Below are 17,609 nucleotides of genomic sequence, written 5' to 3' on the forward strand. Positions count from 1 at the left end.
TGGGTGGGTGACTGGAACGCTGGTACTCGCAGGGACCCCCATCGGTGACATCGCGGACGCGCCGCCGCGGCTCGTCGCCGAGCTGGAGGGGGCGGACATCGTCGCCGCCGAGGACACCCGCCGGCTGCGCGGGCTGACCCGGGCGCTGGGCGTGCACACGACGGGACGCGTCGTCTCCTACTTCGAGGGGAACGAGTCGGCCCGTACGCCGGAGCTGGTCGAGGCGCTGGAGGGCGGCGCCCGGGTGCTCCTGGTGACCGACGCGGGCATGCCGTCCGTCTCCGACCCCGGCTACCGGCTGGTCGCCGCCGCCGTCGAGGCGGACATCAAGGTGACGGCCGTCCCCGGCCCGTCCGCCGTGCTCACCGCGCTCGCGCTCTCCGGGCTGCCGGTCGACCGGTTCTGCTTCGAGGGCTTCCTGCCGCGGAAGGCGGGCGAGCGGCTCGGTCGCCTGAAGGAGGTCGCGGCCGAGCGCCGCACCCTCGTCTACTTCGAGGCCCCGCACCGGCTCGACGACACCCTCGACGCGATGGCCGAGGTGTTCGGCGCGGACCGCCGCGCCGCCGTCTGCCGCGAGCTGACCAAGACGTACGAGGAGGTCAAGCGGGGCCCGCTGGGCGAGCTGGCGGCCTGGGCGAAGGAAGGGGTACGGGGCGAGATCACGGTCGTCGTCGAGGGCGCCCCGGAGACCGGCCCGGAGGAGCTGGACGCGGCCGAGCTGGTACGCAGGGTGCGGGTGCGCGAGGAGGCGGGGGAGCGGCGCAAGGAGGCGATCGCCGCCGTCGCCGCCGACGCGGGGCTGCCCAAGCGGGAGGTCTTCGACGCCGTCGTGGCGGCAAAGAACGCGTCCTGAAAAACGCCTGCGAGCCCTGGAAACGGTAAAGGACTAACCTGAAAGGCAAAGCCGAAACCGGCGCCGGGAAGCTTCGCAGGGCGCTTGGCAAGGGAACGCCAAAATCCGCTCCACGGTCCTTCCATGGTTTCTTCCGTGCTGATGCGCTCCGGGCCGAAAAGGCGTCCACTGGACCCAGTGGAGAGGAGCTGGCATGAGCGAGACCACCGGCACCGGAACGCCCGTCGTCCATGAGGCGTACGCCTTCGCCTGCATGAGGTGCGGGTACGGCTGGGAGCAGTCCTACGAGATCGAGCACCACACGGACGCGCGCGGTGAGGCGTTCGTCGTGTACAAGGCGGACGGGGAGCGGGTTCCCTCCCCGCTGTCGAGTCCGACCTGCATGAACTGCGGCGGCCACGTGGTGCGCATCATGCGCGCCGGCCAGGTGTCCACCGTGCTCGACCTGATCGCGTCGATGGAGCGCCACGGGCGCGGGGAGAAGGAGACCGGCCCCGTCTCGCCGGCCGGACCCGTGGGCCAGGAGCCGGCCGAGGGCGAGGAGCCCCCGCCGGTCCCGCACCACTGGCACCTCTCCGACCTGCTCCACCCCTTCCGCTCCCGTCACTGAAACCGCCGCGCGGACCCGCTCATGGCCCTCGTACGATCGGGGCCATGAGTTCCAAGGACGCCCCGCCGCCGCTGCCCGAACCCCTCCTCGTGGAGGTCGCGGACTCGCACACCCACCTGGACATGCAGTCCGGCACGGTCGAGGAGGCGCTGGCCAGGGCCGCGGCCGTCGGCGTGACGACGGTCGTGCAGGTCGGCTGCGACGTGAAGGGCTCCCAGTGGGCCGCCGAGACGGCCGAGCGGCACGCGCGCGTGCACGCGGCCGTCGCGCTGCACCCCAACGAGGCGCCCAGGATCGTCCTGGGGGACCCCGACGGCTGGTCGCGGCAGGGGGCGCGCGAGGGCGGCGGCGACGCGGCGCTGGACGACGCGCTGGCCGAGATCGACCGGCTCGCCGGGCTCCCGCACGTCCTGGGCGTCGGCGAGACCGGCCTCGACTTCTTCCGTACGGGCCCCGAGGGCATGGCCGCGCAGGAGCGTTCCTTCCGCGCCCACATCGAGATCGCCAAGCGGCACGGCAAGACGCTCGTCATCCACGACCGGGAGGCGCACGCCGACGTCCTGCGCGTCCTCGACGAGGAGGGCGCCCCCGAGCGGACCGTCTTCCACTGCTACTCCGGCGACGCGGCGATGGCGGAGATCTGCGCGGCCAAGGGCTACTACATGTCCTTCGCGGGCAACGTCACCTTCAAGAACGCCCAGCCGCTGCGGGACGCGCTCGCCGTCGCCCCGCTGGACCTCGTCCTCGTCGAGACCGACGCGCCCTTCCTCACCCCGGCGCCCTTCCGCGGCCGCCCGAACGCCCCGTACCTGATCCCGGTCACCGTCCGGGCGATGGCGGCGGTGCGGGGGATCGACGAGAACGCGATGGCGGAGGCGCTGGCGGTGAACACGGCCCGCGCCTTCGATTACTGATCCATAACGGTTACATATCGTAGCCGGGTCGCTTTGGAGAGTGACGGGTGCCGGGGCTAGGGTCCCGGCCTCGTGAGCACTTCCCAGGGCAGTCACCGCGCCGGACGGCGGGGCGCGACGGCCACGCTGCCCGTCCACGAGCAGCCCACCCAGGCAGCCCAGCCGGCCGTTCCGCCCGTCGTTCCGCCCGTCGTGCCCGCGCAGGGCCGGGCCGCCGCCCGGCGCGGGGCGCGGCGCCGCAAGACCGCACGCCCGGCCGGTGACGGGCTGCGGCGGCTCGTCCCGCAGGCCCTCGTCGTCGCCTTCCTCGCCGGCGGCACCAGTGCCTTCGTCGCCGACGACAAGGCCGTGCGGCTCTCCGTCGACGGCGTCCCGCGCACCCTGCACACCTTCTCCGACGACGTGCGGGAGCTCCTCGCCGACGAGGGCCTGGAGGTCGGCGAGCACGACCTCGTCGCCCCCGCGGCCGGGGAGCCGCTGGCCAGCGGCGACGAGATCGTCCTCCGGTACGGCCGGCCGGTCTCCCTCACCCTCGACGGGCACCGCCGCCAGGTGTGGACCACGGCCCGCACCGTCGACGGCGCCCTGCGCCAGCTCGGCGTCCGCGCCGAGGGCGCCTATCTGTCGGTCTCCCGCGCCGCCGCGATCTCCCGGACCGGCCTCGCCCTCGACGTCCGCACCGAACGCGCGGTGACCTTCCTCTCCGACGGGCGCGAGCGGACCGTCCGCACCAACGCGGCCACCGTCGGCGAGGCGCTCGCCGAGGCCGGGATCACCCTCGGCGGCGAGGACACCACCTCCGTGCCCCGCGACACCTTCCCCCGCGACGGGCAGACCGTCACCGTGCTGCGGATCACCGGCTCCACCCAGACCCGCGAGGAGGCCGTGCCGTACGCCGTCGAGCGGGTCCGCGACCCGGAGCTCTTCGCGGGCACCGAGGTCGTCGAACGGCAGGGCGTCCCGGGCCTGCGCCGGGTCACGTACCACCTGCGCTCCGTCAACGGGGTCAAGCAGAAGCCCCGCCGCACCGGCGAGGAGATCGTCCGAGACCCCGTCTCCCGCAAGGTCCGCGTCGGCACCCGCTCGCTGCCCACCTCCGTCGCCGGCGCCGACGGGCTCGACTGGGGCGCGCTCGCCGCCTGCGAGTCCGGCGGCCGGCCGACCGCGGTCGACCCCTCGGGGACGTACGGCGGCCTCTACCAGTTCGACCCCGGTACGTGGCGCTCCCTCGGCGGCAGCGGCGTCGCCCAGGACGCGCCCGCCGCCGAGCAGACCTTCCGCGCCAAGAAGCTCTACGTGCAGCGCGGCGCCGGGCCCTGGCCGCACTGCGGCCGCAGGCTCTTCGGATGAGACCCGCCCCTCCGGACAGGGCCTAGGCTGTACCGGTGAGCACCACCACCGGCCCCGACGGCCCCGACGCCCTCCTCGGCCCCGCCGACATCCGTGAGCTGGCCGCCGCCCTCGGCGTGCGCCCCACGAAGCAGAAGGGCCAGAACTTCGTCATCGACGCCAACACCGTCCGGCGCATCGTCCGCACCGCGGGCGTGCGCCCGGACGACGTGGTCGTCGAGGTGGGACCCGGACTCGGCTCCCTCACCCTGGCGCTCCTGGAGGCCGCCGACCGGGTGACCGCCGTCGAGATCGACGACATCCTCGCCGCCGCGCTGCCGTCGACGATCGCCGCGCGGATGCCGGGGCGGCAGGACCGCTTCGCGCTGGTCCACTCCGACGCCATGCTCGTCCAGGAGCTGCCGGGCCCGGCGCCGACCGCGCTCGTCGCCAACCTCCCGTACAACGTGGCCGTGCCCGTCCTGCTGCACATGCTCGACCGCTTCCCGAGCATCGAGCGGACCCTCGTCATGGTCCAGGCCGAGGTCGCGGACCGGCTCGCCGCCGGACCGGGCAACAAGGTGTACGGGGTCCCCTCCGTCAAGGCGAACTGGTACGCGGAGGTCAAGCGGGCCGGGTCGATCGGGCGCAACGTCTTCTGGCCCGCGCCCAACGTCGACTCCGGCCTCGTCTCGCTGGTCCGGCGCGCCGAGCCGGTCGCGACGAGCGCCAGCAAGGCGGAGGTCTTCGCCGTCGTCGACGCGGCCTTCGCGCAGCGCCGCAAGACCCTGCGGGCCGCCCTCGCGACGTGGGCGGGCTCGCCCGCCGCGGCGGAGGAGGCGCTGGTGAAGGCCGGGATCTCGCCGCAGGCGCGCGGCGAGGCGCTGACGGTGGAGGAGTTCGCGCGGATCGCGGAGGCGAAGGCATGAGCGGTGGGGTGAGCGGTGGCGTGACGGTACGGGTCCCGGCCAAGGTCAATGTGCAGCTCGCGGTCGGCGCCGCCCGCCCCGACGGCTTCCACGACCTCGCCAACGTCTTCCTCGCGGTCTCCCTCTACGACGAGGTGACGGCGACGCCCGCCGAGACGCTGACGATCACCTGCGAGGGTCCCGACGCGGACAAGGTGCCCCTCGACCGCACCAACCTCGCGGCGCGCGCCGCGGAACTCCTCGCGGCGCGGCACGGGCTCTCCCCGGACGTCCACCTCCACATCGCCAAGGCGATCCCGGTGGCCGGCGGCATGGCCGGCGGCAGCGCGGACGGCGCGGGCGCGCTGCTCGCCTGCGACGCGCTGTGGGGCCTGAACTCCTCGCGCGCCGAACTCCTGGAGATCTGCGCGGAGCTCGGCTCCGACGTCCCCTTCAGCCTCGTCGGCGGGGCGGCGCTCGGCACCGGGCGCGGCGAGAAGCTGACGGAGCTGCCGGTCGGCGGCGCCTTCCACTGGGTCTTCGCGGTGGCGGACGGCGGGCTGTCGACCCCGGCGGTGTACGGAGAGTTCGACCGCCTCGCGTCGGGCGCCGAGATCCCGGAGCCGGCGGCCTCGCAGGCCCTCCTGGAGGCGCTGGCCTCCGGCGACACGGCGGCGCTGGCGGAGGCCCTGTCCAACGACCTCCAGCCCGCGGCGCTCTCCCTCCGCCCGGGCCTGGCGGCGACGCTGCGGGTGGGCACGGAAGCGGGCGCCCTTGCAGCCCTGGTCTCCGGCTCGGGCCCCACGACGGCCTTCCTGGTCAAGGACCCGGACTCAGCCGCGACGGTAGCGGCAGCCCTAAAGTCCACCACCCCCACCCAAACCACCCACTACGCCACCTCCCCAACCCCAGGCGCCACCCTCCTCTAACGAGGGCCCGCCAAGGGCTGCGCCCCGCCGCACCCCGTTCCGCTGCGGGCAATCGCTCCGCTGGAGCGGCGCCCACCCCCGTTGCGGGCTGCGCCCAGCCGTTTCGTTGTGGCCAACCGTTCCGCTGGGCCGGCGCCCACCCTGCCGCACCCCGTTGTGGGCAATCGTTCCGCTGGGGCGGAACGGGTGGGCACAACGGAACGGCGCCCTGCACCGGGCCTAGGTTCCCGCGCCTGAACGCCCCGCACATGTGCGGCCGCACCGGGGGTGTGCCCACCCGTTCCGCCCTGCGGAACACCTGCCCACACGGTGGTGGGGGCGGACAGGGCAGGCGCAGCCCGTACGGCGCGGGCGGAAGGCCCGCACGGTGCCGGACCAGGCGCACGCGGGCGGCCCACGTGCGTGGCGGACCAAGCGGGCGTGGCCCCGCACGGGGGTGCGGACAGGCCGGGCGCTGCCCGCACGGGCGCTGCCCGCACGGTGGCGGGCCAGGCGGGCGCAGGCCGTACGGGCGCTGGCCAGGCGGGTGCGGGCCGCCACCGGCGCAGCCCGTACGGGCGTGGGCGGAAGGCCCGCACGGGCGCTGCCCCGCACGGTGGCGGGCCAGGCGGGCGCTGGCCGTGCGGGTGTGGGTACTCAGTGGGGGTGAGTACCGGTGCTCTGGTGGGGCTCGGCGGGGCTGCGGGAGGTTGGGGGGATGGGACATCGTGTGCGGGAGCTTGTGGGTGGGACGCCGGCTGGGCGGGATCGGTATGTGGATCTGCTGAGGGTCGTCTCGTTGGGGGTCGTCGTGCTCGGGCACTGGCTCATGGCCGCCGTCACCCCCACCTCCGTCGGCAACCTCCTCGCCGAGGTGCCGCAGCTCCAGCCGGTGACCTGGGCCCTCCAGGTGATGCCCGTCTTCTTCTTCGTGGGCGGGTTCGCGCACGCCCTCGCGTACCGCTCCCGCCCCCACTACGCGGACTTCCTCCGCGCCCGGCTCCGCCGCCTCCTGCGCCCGACGATGGTGTTCGTCGGCGTGTGGGGCGCCGCCGCGCTGCTGCTCCAGTGGACCGGCGCGGACGGCGGACTGACCGGGGTCGCGCTGCGCCTCGTCACGCAGCCGCTCTGGTTCATCGGCATCTACCTCGCGATGGTCGCCTTCACCCCGCCGCTGCTGAGGGCGCACGAGCGCCACGGCTGGGCCGCCTTCGGGGCGCTCGCCGCCGCCGCCGTCCTCGTCGACGTGCTCCGCTTCGCCGCGGGCGTCCCGTACGTCGCGTTCCTGAACTTCGCCTTCGTGTGGCTGGCCGTCCACCAGCTCGGCTTCCTCCGCGCCGACGGCATGATCCGGCGCCCGGCCCTGCTTGCCGGTGCGGGGCTCGCGGGCGCGGGCCTGCTCGTGGCCCTCGGCCCGTATCCGCTGTCCATGGTGGGGATGCCCGGCGAGAAGGTGTCGAACATGGCTCCGCCGACCCTCGCCCTGCTCTGCCACGGCCTGTGGCTGATCGGCGCGGTGGAGCTGCTGAAGGGCCCGGGGGCGCGGTTCGCGGCCCGGGCGCGGGTCTGGCACGCGGTGGTCGCCGCGAACGGGATCGCGATGACCGCGTTCCTGTGGCATCTGACCGCGATGCTCGGCGTCTACGGGGCGATGCTCGGCCTCGGCGTACGCCTCCCGGAGCCCGCGACGGCCGCCTGGTGGGCCCAGCTCCCGCCGCGGCTCGTGGCGGCGGCCCTCCTGACGGCCCTCCTCGTCGCGCTCTTCCGCCGCTTCGAGGCCCCCTCGCCCGTCCCCCGCACCGGCGGCTCCGTCCCGCTCGCCGCCCTCGGCGTCGCCCTCGCCCTCTTCGGCGTCCTCGGCCTGTCGATGACGGGCTTCGGCGGCCTCCTGGAGGGCCACACGGCGACCCTGGTGGCCGTCAGGGTGACCGCCCCGGCGACGGTCGCCATGGCCCTGGTGGGCTGGCTCCTGGTGGACCGGCCGGGCAGGCCCCGGCCCTGACGGCGGCGGCCCGGGCCGCCGCCGGGCGCGGGGACGTACCCTGGGACGTCGATCGATCACCCCGCACTGGAGTCAACGTGGCCGTCAACCTGGTCAATGTCGAGAACGTCAGCAAGGTGTACGGCACCCGTGCCCTGCTCGACGGCGTCTCGCTCGGCGTCTCCGAAGGGGAGCGGATCGGGGTGGTCGGGCGCAACGGCGACGGCAAGACCACGCTGATCCGGATGCTCGCGCGGCTGGAGGAGGCCGACACCGGCCGGGTCACGCACAGCGGCGGGCTGCGGCTCGGCGTCCTCACCCAGCACGACTCGCTCGACCCGAAGGCCACCATCCGGCACGAGGTCATCGGCGACATGGCCGACCACGAGTGGGCCGGCAGCGCCAAGATCCGCGACGTGCTCACCGGGCTCTTCGGCGGCCTCGGCCTGCCCGGCTTCGAGCACGGCCTCGACACCGTCATCGGCCCGCTCTCCGGCGGCGAGCGCCGCCGCATCGCGCTCGCCAAGCTGCTCATCGAGGACCAGGACCTGCTCATCCTCGACGAGCCCACCAACCACCTCGACGTCGAGGGCATCGCCTGGCTCGCCGCCCACCTCCAGACCCGCCGCTCGGCGCTCGTCTGCGTCACCCACGACCGCTGGTTCCTCGACCAGGTCTGCACCCGCATGTGGGACGTGCAGCGCGGTGACGTGTACGAGTACGAGGGCGGCTACTCCGACTACGTCTTCGCCCGCGCCGAGCGGGAGCGGATCGCCGCCACCGAGGAGGTCAAGCGGCAGAACCTGGTCCGCAAGGAGCTCGCCTGGCTGCGCCGCGGCGCCCCCGCCCGCACCTCCAAGCCCCGGTTCCGCATCGAGGCCGCCAACGCGCTCATCGCGGACGTCCCGGAGCCCCGCGACGCGAGCGAGCTGATGAAGTTCGCCAACGCGCGCCTGGGCAAGACGGTCTTCGACCTGGAGGACGTGACCGTCACCGCCGGGCCCAAGACGCTGCTCCAGCACCTCACCTGGCAGCTCGGCCCCGGCGACCGCGTCGGCCTCGTCGGCGTCAACGGCGCCGGCAAGACCTCACTCCTGCGGGCGCTCGCGGACGCCGCCGTCTCCCAGGGCGAGAAGCAGCCCCCGGCCGGCAAGGTCGTCGTCGGCAAGACCGTGCGCCTCGCCTACCTCTCGCAGGACGTCACCGAACTCCCCGCGCAGCTCCGCGTCCTGGAGGCCGTCCAGCAGATCCGCGACCGCGTCGACCTCGGCAAGGGCCGCGAGATGACCGCCGGGCAGCTCTGCGAGCAGTTCGGCTTCGGCAAGGAGAAGCAGTGGACGCCGGTCGGCGACCTCTCCGGCGGTGAGCGCCGCCGCCTCCAGCTGCTGCGCCTCCTCATGGACGAGCCCAACGTCCTCTTCCTCGACGAGCCCACCAACGACCTCGACATCGAGACCCTGACCCAGCTGGAGGACCTCCTCGACGGCTGGCCGGGCTCCATGGTCGTCATCTCCCACGACCGCTTCTTCCTGGAGCGCACCACCGACCGCACCTTCGCCCTGCTCGGCGACCGCGCCCTGCGGATGCTGCCGCGCGGCATCGACGAGTACCTGGAGCGGCGCCGGCGGATGATCGAGGAGGCCGTACCCGCTGCCGCCGCCGCGCCCGCGCAGCAGCCGAAGGCCGGCGTCTCCGCCGCGGACGCGCGCGCCGCGAAGAAGGAACTCCAGAAGGTCGAGCGGCAGCTCGACAAGATCTCCGAGCGGGAGACGAGGCTGCACGCGCAGATCGCGGAGAACGCGACGGATTTCGCGAAGGTCGCGAAGCTCGACACCGAGTTGCGCGAACTCGCGGGAGAACGTGAAGAACTGGAGATGCGCTGGCTCGAACTCGCCGAGAACGCATAACGACGGCATCACGGACCGGTCCTCCCTTGGGCACAAGGGATGGACCGGTCGCTTTTGCGCCAGCGCCCGAGTGGTAGAAAGAAAACCCGCTCACAGCCAAGGGGGAAGCGCTGATGACCCAGCCGCCCAGCAACCAGCCGCCGGGGGGCTTCGGAGCTCCCCAGGATCCGAACGCGAACCCGGGCGGTGTGCCGCCCGTTCCGCCGCAGATGCCCGGCCAGCCGCCGCAGATGCCGCCGACCCCGGCGCAGCCTCCGGCCCAGCCGCCCGCCCAGCCTCCGGCCGCGCCGCCGCAGCCCGGCGCCCAGCCCGGCCCGCAGCCCGGGTACGGCTACCCGCAGCAGGCCCCGCAGCCGGGCCCGTACGGCTATCCGCAGCAGCCGCAGCAGGGCGGCCCGTACGGCCAGCCGCCGCAGCAGCAGCCGGGGCCGTACGGCCAGCAGCCCGGCCCGTACGGGCAGCAGGGCAACCCCTACGGCGGTTACCCGGGTCAGACCCAGCCGATGTACCAGTCCGCGCCCGCCCCGGCGCCCGGCGGTTCCGGCGGGGGTCCGTTCAAGGGCCGTACCGGGATCGTCGCGGCCGTCGCGGCCGCCGCCGTCGTCGTCGCGGCCGTCACCACCTGGGCCGTCGTCGGCAAGGGCGACGACGAACAGCCGCCCGTCGCCCAGGCGCCGACCAGCTCCTCCTCCGCCACCACGGACCCGACGCCGACCGAGTCCGCCGACCAGGGCGACGGCTCCGGCGACAGCGGCGGCGACAAGGGAAGCGGCCAGGACGACCTCAACGCCGCCCGCCAGGAAGGCGAGGCGAAGGTCAACTTCCTGACCGCCAACGACGTCGACCTGCCCCGCAACGGCTCCGAGGTCTTCGGCCCCTGGATCGTCGGAGACACCGTCATCAAGGCGATGTACAAGGGCGTCTCCGGCTACAGCCTCGCCGACGGCGCCAAGAAGTGGCAGGTCGACCTGCCCTTCAAGCTGTGCGCGGCCCCGGCCCAGCCCGGCGCCAACGGCCTGATGGTCTTCGGGTACGAGGAGAGCGCCAAGGACGGCGCCAAGTGCACGATGCTCCAGCAGATCGACCTCAAGTCCGGCAAGGCGGGCTGGAAGAAGGCGGTCCCGAAGCCGACGGGCCTCTTCGCCTTCTCCGACAACACCCTCGCCATCGGCGGCAACACCGTGACCGCGGCGGGCAGCAGCAGCGCCTACGGCTTCTCGCTCACCGACGGCCGCCAGGTCTTCACCGGCCCGACCGGCGACTGCAAGCCGTACGCGTACGCCGGCGGCGCCACGAAGCTGATCGCGGCCAACCAGTGCCGTACGGCCGACGTGAACAAGGAACAGCACACGGTCAGCGAGGTCGACCCCAACACGGGCAAGCCCAAGTGGACCTACCGCCTGGCCGCCACCTGGGAGGTCGACAAGGTCTACTCGGTGGACCCGCTGGTCGTCTCCGCCTTCCAGCGCGAGCAGAAGAAGTGGTCGATCGTCGCGCTCAACCCGAACGGCACGGTGCGCTCGCGGATCCAGGGCGGCGCCACGGACAAGTTCGCCCCGCGCTGCGGCGGCGGTCTGGTCATCTTCGGCCGCAACCTCCAGGGCTGCACCGGCGTCGCCGCCGCGGGCGACACCTTCTACATGTCGACGGACACCGACTACGGCACCGCCAACGAGGTCGTCGCCTTCGACCTCAAGAACGGCAAGCCCAAGTGGCGTTCCAAAGCGCCCGAGGAGCAGCAGATGACGCCGCTGCGCATGGAGGGCGGCGAGGTCCTGGTCTACGTCGCGCCGAAGTACGACAAGGGCGGCGCGGTCGCGACGATCGCCCCGGCCGGCGGCGCGCCGAAGATCCTCCTCAAGCACCCGGTGTCGGTCGCGCAGATCGAGAGCGGCTTCTTCAGCGCGGGCTACGCCTACGGCAACGGCACGTTCGTGGTGGCGGCGGGTCGCGTCTCGGCGACCAGCGACGCCGAGGAGAAGGAGACCAAGACGATGATGGGCTTCAGCAAGTGAGGGACGCGGACCGATGACCCAGCCACCCCCGCCGCCGAACCAGCCGCCGGGCCCGCCGCCGAACCAGCCCCCTGGCGGCTACCCGCCGCCGGGCGGTTTCGGCGCGCCGACGCCCCCGCCGCCGCAGCAGCCGCAGGGTCAGCCTGGCTACGGCTACCCGACCCCGCCGGCGAACCCGCAGCCCGGCTACGGCTACCCGCAGCAGCAGCCACAGCAGCCCCCGCAGCAGCAGCCGTACCAGCAGCCTCAGCAGCAGCCCGGGTACCAGCAGCCGGTGCCGCCGCCGTACGGCTACCCGAACCAGCCGCAGCAGCCCCAGCAGCCGTACGGCTACCCGACCGCGCCGCAGCAGCAGGTTCCGGCCGCCGCGCCGGGCGGCGGCCGGAAGATGTCCGCGCAGACGCAGATCATCGTCGCGGCCGTCGTGGCCGTCGCCCTGATCGTCGGCGGCGGCATCTGGTACGCCAACTCCGGCTCGGACGCACCCCCGGACGCCAAGCCCCCGGGCACGAGCCAGTCCCCGAACGGGGGCGGTGACGGCGGCGCGGGCGGCGGTGACGGCGGCGGCTCCGGCAGCGGTCTGGGCGGCGACGGCAAGGAGAAGCCGGGCGGGAAGACCAACTCCCGTCTGGCGTTCCGCATCGACGTGCCGAAGGTGCCCGACACCACGCCCGTCGACGGCTCCTGGCTCACCGACAAGACCTTCGTGAAGACCGGCGTCAACTCGATCGTCGGCTACGACATCGACAAGGGCACGGTCTCCTGGACCCTCCCGCTGGCCGGCCAGGTCTGCGGCGCGTCCCGGCACAAGACCGCCGACAACAAGGTGCCGGTCCTCTTCGAGGAGTCCAAGCGCGTCGCGCCCCGCTACTACCAGAGCTGCAACCAGGTCGGCATGGTCGACCTGAACACCGGCAAGCTGCTCTGGTCCGCCTCGGTCAGCGGCGGCGGCGACGAGAAGGCCCGCTTCAGCGAGGTGACGCTCAGCGGCGGGACCGTCGCGGCCGGCGGCACCGACGGCGGCGCCGCCTTCGACGCGGCGACCGGCAAGGTGCGCTGGAAGCCGCAGTCCAACGACCAGAACTGCTACGACATGGGGTACGGCGGCGGCGCCGGCCTCGTCGCGGTCCGCAAGTGCGGTTCGTACGGCGCCGAGTCCGTCCTCGTCCAGAACCTGGACCCGGTCTCGGGCAAGCCGCTCTCGCAGTTCAAGATGCCGCAGGGCGTGAAGTACGCGGCGGTCGTCTCGACCAAGCCGCTGGTGGTCGCGGCCAACGTCGGCGACGCCGCCGACGACGGCAGCGGCATCTCGGACTTCTTCTCGATCGACGAGAAGACCGGGAAGCTGCGGACGAAGATCGCGGCCAACGCGGACCGCTACGCGGCCCGTTGCGGCTCGACCTCGGTGGAGGACTGCTCGCAGGTCCTCGTCGGCGACGACCGGCTCTACGTCCCGACCGAGGAGCACGAGGGCTCGACCGGCGAGTACGGCGACGAGACCAACGAGATCATCGCCTTCGACCTCGCCAACGGCCGGACGGCGCCCGAGAAGGCCGACGCGGGCGACGGCTACACGCTGATGCCGCTGCGCATGGACGGCGGCGACCTCATCGCGTACAAGGTCCCGCCGTACTCCAAGGGCGGGCAGCTCGTCTCCGTCAACGCGGGGACGATGAAGGAGACCCTGCTCCTGGAGAACCCGTCGGACAAGGGCAACCGGGACATCGAGACCAGCTTCTCGATCACCGGCGCCGAACTCCTCTACGGCGACGGCCGCTTCTTCATCTCGGCCACCTACGCGAGCAAGACCCGCGAGTCCGACGCCTCCTTCGGCAAGAAGTACCTGGCGGTCTCGTTCAGCACCAAGAACTGACCCCACGCGCGCGCGAAGGGCCTCCCCGGCCGGCCGGGGAGGCCCTTCGCGCATGTGCGGACGAGACATCCTCCCTTCGTGGGACCGAGGTTGACGGACCGTGAGGCGGGGGAGCGTGTAGCTTGCCGGGTCAGAGGTGCCGGGGACGGCACGCCCGGGGGATGGGGGATGACGGGATGGGCGTTCGGCTCGTGGTCGTGGACGATCACCGCCTGCTCGCGGAGGCGCTCGCCTCGGCACTGAAGCTGCGCGGGCACCGGGTGCTCGCGGCGGCCGCGCCGACGGCGGGGGCGGCGGAGGTCGTGGTGGGCCGGGCACCGGAGGTCTGCCTCTTCGGCACGGCCGCGCCGGCCGCGCCCGGCGCCTTCGAGCCGATCGCGCGGATCAAGCGGGAGCGGCCGCAGGTGGCCGTGGTGGTGCTGGGTCCCGTGCCGTCGCCGCGCGGGATCGCGGCGGCCTTCGCGGCCGGGGCGTCGGGGTACGTCCGGCACGACGAGCGGATCGAGGGCGTCGAGCGGGCGCTGCTGAAGGCCCGGGCGGGGGAGGCGGCGGTGGCGCCGCAGCTGCTCGCGGGCGCCTTCGCCGAGCTGCTGAACCCGGCGGCGCAGCCGGACGACGAGGGGCAGCGGCTGCTGCGGCTGCTGACCCACCGGGAGGTGGAGGTCCTGGTGCGGGTCGCGGAGGGGGAGGACACCCGGCTGATCGCGGCGGGGATGGGGATCGCGCCGAGCACGGCGCGGACGCACGTGCAGCGGGTGCTGATGAAGCTGGGCGTCGGATCCCGGCTGGAGGCGGCGGCGCTGGCGGCCCGCACGGGCCTCCTGGAGCGGGCGGTACCGGGGCAGCGCAGGCCGTACTGAGCCATGGAGGCGCGGGGCGGCTGGTTCCGCCCTTGACCTCGATGTTCGGTTGTGGTTCTTTGTGCGTGGTTCTGTTTGATCGCGCCCGGAGGGCACCCCCGTGAAGAAGACCGTCACCACGCTCGCCGACGGGCGCGAGCTGATCTACTACGACAGCCGCGACGACGTCGTCCGCACCGCCGTCGACCCGCGCCCCCTCACCCCCGTCACCTCCCGCTCCGAGATCCGGTACGACGAGCTGACCGGCGACCACGTCGTCGTCGCCTCCCACCGGCAGGGCCGCACCTACCTCCCGCCCGCCGACGCCTGCCCGCTCTGCCCGGCCCGCGACGGGCGCGAGAGCGAGATCCCCGAGGAGGGCTACGAGGTCGCGGTCTTCGAGAACCGCTTCCCCTCCCTCTCCGGCGGCGCCGGCCGCTGCGAGGTCGTCTGCTTCACCGACGACCACACCGCCTCCTTCGCCGACCTCACCGAGGAGCGGGCCCGCCTCGTCCTCGACGCCTGGACCGACCGCACCGCCGAACTCTCCGCCCTCCCCGGCGTCCAGCAGGTCTACTGCTTCGAGAACCGGGGCCAGGAGATCGGCGTCACCCTGCCCCACGCGCACGGCCAGATCTACGCCTTCCCGTACGTCACCCCCCGCACCGCCCACACGCGGCGCCGGATCGACGAGCACCGCCGCGCCACCGGCCGGAACCTCTTCGACGACCTCGTCGCCCGCGAGCGCGCCGACGGCGAGCGGGTGGTCCTGGAGACCGAGCACTGGATCGCCTTCGTGCCGTACGCCGCCAAGTGGCCGTACGAGGTCCATCTCCACCCCCAGCGGCGGGTGCCCGACCTGCTCGCCCTCGACGAGGCCGCGCGGACGGAGTTCCCACAGGTCCATCTGGAACTCTTGAGGCGCTTCGACCGGATCTTCGGCCCGGCGGAGCCGCCCACGCCCTACATCGCCGCCTGGCACCAGGCGCCGTTCACGGACGAGCGGCGGGAGGACTTCGGACTGCACCTGGAGCTGTTCACCGTCCGGCGCGCCTCCGGCAAGCTGAAGTTCCTCGCGGGCACCGAGTCCGGCATGGGCGCGTTCATGAACGACATCCGGCCGGAGGACGCGGCCCGGCGCATCCGAGAGGTGGCAAGCGCATGACGACTTCCAGGAAGTACCTGGTCACGGGCGGGGCGGGCTATGTGGGCGGCGTGGTCGCCGCCCACCTCCTGGAGCGGGGCCACCGGGTCACCGTCCTCGACGACCTCTCCACCGGCTTCCGCGAGGGCGTCCCGGCCGGCGCCGAGTTCATCGAGGGCCGCGTCCAGGACGCCGCCCGGTGGCTCGACGGCTCCTACGACGGCGTCCTGCACTTCGCCGCGTTCTCCCAGGTCGGCGAGTCCGTCGCCAAGCCGGAGAAGTACTGGGAGAACAACGTCGGCGGCACCATGGCGCTGCTCGCCGCGATGCGTACGGCCGGCGTCCGCAAGCTCGTCTTCTCCTCCACCGCCGCCACCTACGGCGAGCCGGAGACCGTGCCGATCACCGAGTCCGCGCCGACCGCCCCCACCAGCCCCTACGGGGCGAGCAAGCTGGCCGTCGACCACATGATCACCGGCGAGTGCGCGGCCCACGGCCTCGCCGCCGCCTCCCTGCGCTACTTCAACGTCGCGGGGGCGTACGGCGGACTCGGCGAGCGCCACGAGCCCGAGTCGCACCTGATCCCGCTCGTCCTCCAGGTCGCCCTCGGCCGCCGAGAGTCCATCTCGGTCTACGGCGAGGACTACCCGACCCCCGACGGCACCTGCGTCCGCGACTACATCCACGTCGCCGACCTCGCCGAGGCCCACGTCCTCGCGCTCGACGCGATGACGGAGGGCTCCGTCCCGGCGGGCGAGCACCTCGTCTGCAACCTCGGCAACGGCAACGGCTTCTCCGTCCGCGAGGTGATCGAGACCGTCCGCAAGGTCACCGGCCACCCGGTCCCGGAGCTCGCCGCCCCCCGCCGCCCCGGCGACCCGGCCGTCCTAGTCGCCTCCGCCGACGCCGCCCGCGAGCGGCTCGGCTGGACGCCGTCCCGCCCCGACCTCGCGGACGTCGTCGCCGACGCCTGGGCCTTCGCCCGGCAGCGGGAAGGAGACCGCGCGTGAGCGTCGCCGCCGACTTCGAGGCGCTGTACGGCGCCGCGCCCGACGGTGTGTGGGCCGCCCCCGGGCGGGTCAACCTCATCGGGGAGTACACCGACTTCAACGACGGCTTCGTGCTGCCGCTGGCCCTGCCGCACACCACCGTCGCCGCCGTCTCCCGCCGCGACGACGGCGTCCTGCGCCTGCACTCGGCCGACATCGACGGCGGCATCGTCCAGCTCGGCGTCGACGCCCTCGAACCGCTCTCCGGCGGCGGCTGGGCCGCCTACCCGGCGGGCGTCGTCTGGGCGCTGCGCGCGGCCGGGCACCCGGTGACCGGCGCCGACATCCACCTCACCTCCACCGTGCCGACCGGCGCCGGGCTCTCCTCCTCGGCCGCCCTGGAGGTCGTCACCGCGCTCGCCCTGAACGACCTCTTCGGCCTCGGGCTCGCCCGGCCCGAGCTGGCCCGGATCGCCCAGCGGGCCGAGAACGCCTTCGTCGGCGTGCCCTGCGGGGTCATGGACCAGATGGCCTCCGCCTGCGCCGAGGAGGGCCACGCCCTCCACCTGGACACCCGGGACCTGTCGTACCGGCAGGTGCCCTTCGACCTCGCCGCCGAGGGGCTGGCCCTGCTGGTCGTCGACACCCGGGTGAAGCACGCGCTCGGGGACGGCGCGTACGCGGAGCGGCGCGCCGGTTGTGAGGCGGGCGCGCGGGCGCTCGGGGTGCGCGCCCTGCGCGACGTGGACGCCGCGCATCTGCCCGCCGCGCTCGACCGGCTGAGCGACGGGACGATTCTGCGGTACGTCCGGCACGTGGTCTCGGACAACGACCGGGTGGTCCGGGTGATCGCCCTGCTCGACGCCGGGGAGACCCGCGCGGTCGGCCCGGTCCTCACCGAGGGCCACGCCTCGCTCCGGGACGACCTCCGGGTCTCCTGCCCGGAGCTGGACCTGGTCGTCGAGGCGGCGAACGCGGCCGGGGCGCTCGGCGCCCGGATGACCGGCGGCGGCTTCGGCGGCTCGGCGGTGGTCCTGGCCGAGGCGGACCGGACCGAGGAGATCGCGGCGGCTGTGCGGAAGGCGTTCGCCGGGGCCGGGTACGCGGAGCCGGGGATCTTCCCGGCCGTCCCCTCGGCGGGCGCCCGCCGCCTCTGACGTCGTTCAGATGTGGTCCCCAGGCCACACGGACGGTCGACTTCGGACACTTCCGCCAATCGGCCCCCACGGTGCCTTCCCGCCCCTACTCTGTGGGGCAGCGCCGGTGGGGGCCGGTGCCGTTCAGGGGGCGAGACCCGTCGGGTACGGCGCCGGGGCAGCGGGGTAAGCAGTCAGGGCAC

14 protein-coding genes are annotated in these 17,609 nt (G+C 73.8%); all 14 read left to right on the forward strand.

Annotation, left to right across the window (positions count from 1 at the left end; translation table 11 throughout):
• Positions 1-7 precede the first annotated feature (7 nt).
• Positions 8-853 carry a 16S rRNA (cytidine(1402)-2'-O)-methyltransferase gene (gene rsmI / locus ACFXMG_RS27345; protein WP_383830003.1) on the forward strand — a complete coding sequence of 282 codons (846 nt, stop codon included), beginning with the start codon at positions 8-10 and terminating at the stop codon, positions 851-853.
• A 193-nt stretch (positions 854-1,046) separates the two neighbouring features.
• Positions 1,047-1,463 carry a hypothetical protein gene (locus tag ACFXMG_RS27350; RefSeq protein ID WP_383830000.1) on the forward strand — a complete coding sequence of 139 codons (417 nt, stop codon included), beginning with the start codon at positions 1,047-1,049 and terminating at the stop codon, positions 1,461-1,463.
• A gap of 44 nt (positions 1,464-1,507) precedes the next feature.
• Positions 1,508-2,377 (forward strand): TatD family hydrolase, encoded by an 870-nt coding sequence (locus tag ACFXMG_RS27355; protein WP_383829997.1) that lies wholly within the window; start codon positions 1,508-1,510, stop codon positions 2,375-2,377.
• Between the two features lie 72 nt (positions 2,378-2,449).
• Positions 2,450-3,727 carry a ubiquitin-like domain-containing protein gene (locus tag ACFXMG_RS27360; protein ID WP_383829994.1) on the forward strand — a complete coding sequence of 426 codons (1,278 nt, stop codon included), beginning with the start codon at positions 2,450-2,452 and terminating at the stop codon, positions 3,725-3,727.
• Between the two features lie 35 nt (positions 3,728-3,762).
• Complete coding sequence (gene rsmA / locus ACFXMG_RS27365) at positions 3,763-4,635, forward strand: 16S rRNA (adenine(1518)-N(6)/adenine(1519)-N(6))-dimethyltransferase RsmA (protein ID WP_383829991.1); 873 nt, start codon at positions 3,763-3,765, stop codon at positions 4,633-4,635.
• The gene (locus tag ACFXMG_RS27370; protein WP_383829988.1) at positions 4,632-5,543 is read left to right on the forward strand and encodes a 4-(cytidine 5'-diphospho)-2-C-methyl-D-erythritol kinase; all 912 of its coding nucleotides are present in this window, start codon (positions 4,632-4,634) and stop codon (positions 5,541-5,543) included. Before rsmA ends, ACFXMG_RS27370 begins: the two co-directional genes overlap by 4 nt.
• A gap of 697 nt (positions 5,544-6,240) precedes the next feature.
• Positions 6,241-7,524, forward strand: coding sequence for an acyltransferase family protein (locus ACFXMG_RS27375; RefSeq protein WP_383829985.1), 1,284 nt, complete (start codon positions 6,241-6,243; stop codon positions 7,522-7,524).
• Between the two features lie 77 nt (positions 7,525-7,601).
• On the forward strand, positions 7,602-9,410 hold the full coding sequence (locus ACFXMG_RS27380; protein ID WP_383829982.1) for an ABC-F family ATP-binding cassette domain-containing protein: 1,809 nt from the start codon (positions 7,602-7,604) through the stop codon (positions 9,408-9,410).
• Between the two features lie 113 nt (positions 9,411-9,523).
• Complete coding sequence (locus tag ACFXMG_RS27385) at positions 9,524-11,425, forward strand: PQQ-binding-like beta-propeller repeat protein (RefSeq protein ID WP_383829979.1); 1,902 nt, start codon at positions 9,524-9,526, stop codon at positions 11,423-11,425.
• A 13-nt stretch (positions 11,426-11,438) separates the two neighbouring features.
• On the forward strand, positions 11,439-13,298 hold the full coding sequence (locus tag ACFXMG_RS27390) for a PQQ-binding-like beta-propeller repeat protein (RefSeq protein WP_383829976.1): 1,860 nt from the start codon (positions 11,439-11,441) through the stop codon (positions 13,296-13,298).
• Positions 13,299-13,474: 176 nt separating this feature from the next.
• Positions 13,475-14,158 (forward strand): LuxR C-terminal-related transcriptional regulator, encoded by a 684-nt coding sequence (locus ACFXMG_RS27395; protein ID WP_383817669.1) that lies wholly within the window; start codon positions 13,475-13,477, stop codon positions 14,156-14,158.
• A gap of 100 nt (positions 14,159-14,258) precedes the next feature.
• Positions 14,259-15,302 (forward strand): galactose-1-phosphate uridylyltransferase, encoded by a 1,044-nt coding sequence (galT, locus tag ACFXMG_RS27400; RefSeq protein ID WP_383817667.1) that lies wholly within the window; start codon positions 14,259-14,261, stop codon positions 15,300-15,302.
• On the forward strand, positions 15,299-16,291 hold the full coding sequence (gene galE, locus ACFXMG_RS27405; RefSeq protein WP_383817665.1) for a UDP-glucose 4-epimerase GalE: 993 nt from the start codon (positions 15,299-15,301) through the stop codon (positions 16,289-16,291). Before galT ends, galE begins: the two co-directional genes overlap by 4 nt.
• Positions 16,288-17,427 carry a galactokinase gene (galK, locus tag ACFXMG_RS27410; RefSeq protein ID WP_383817663.1) on the forward strand — a complete coding sequence of 380 codons (1,140 nt, stop codon included), beginning with the start codon at positions 16,288-16,290 and terminating at the stop codon, positions 17,425-17,427. The genes galE and galK overlap by 4 nt, the downstream gene beginning before the upstream one ends.
• Positions 17,428-17,609 lie beyond the last annotated feature (182 nt).

Origin of the sequence: Streptomyces sp. NPDC059201 (assembly GCF_042754585.1) — a bacterium.
In the GTDB taxonomy this organism is placed as follows: domain Bacteria; phylum Actinomycetota; class Actinomycetes; order Streptomycetales; family Streptomycetaceae; genus Streptomyces.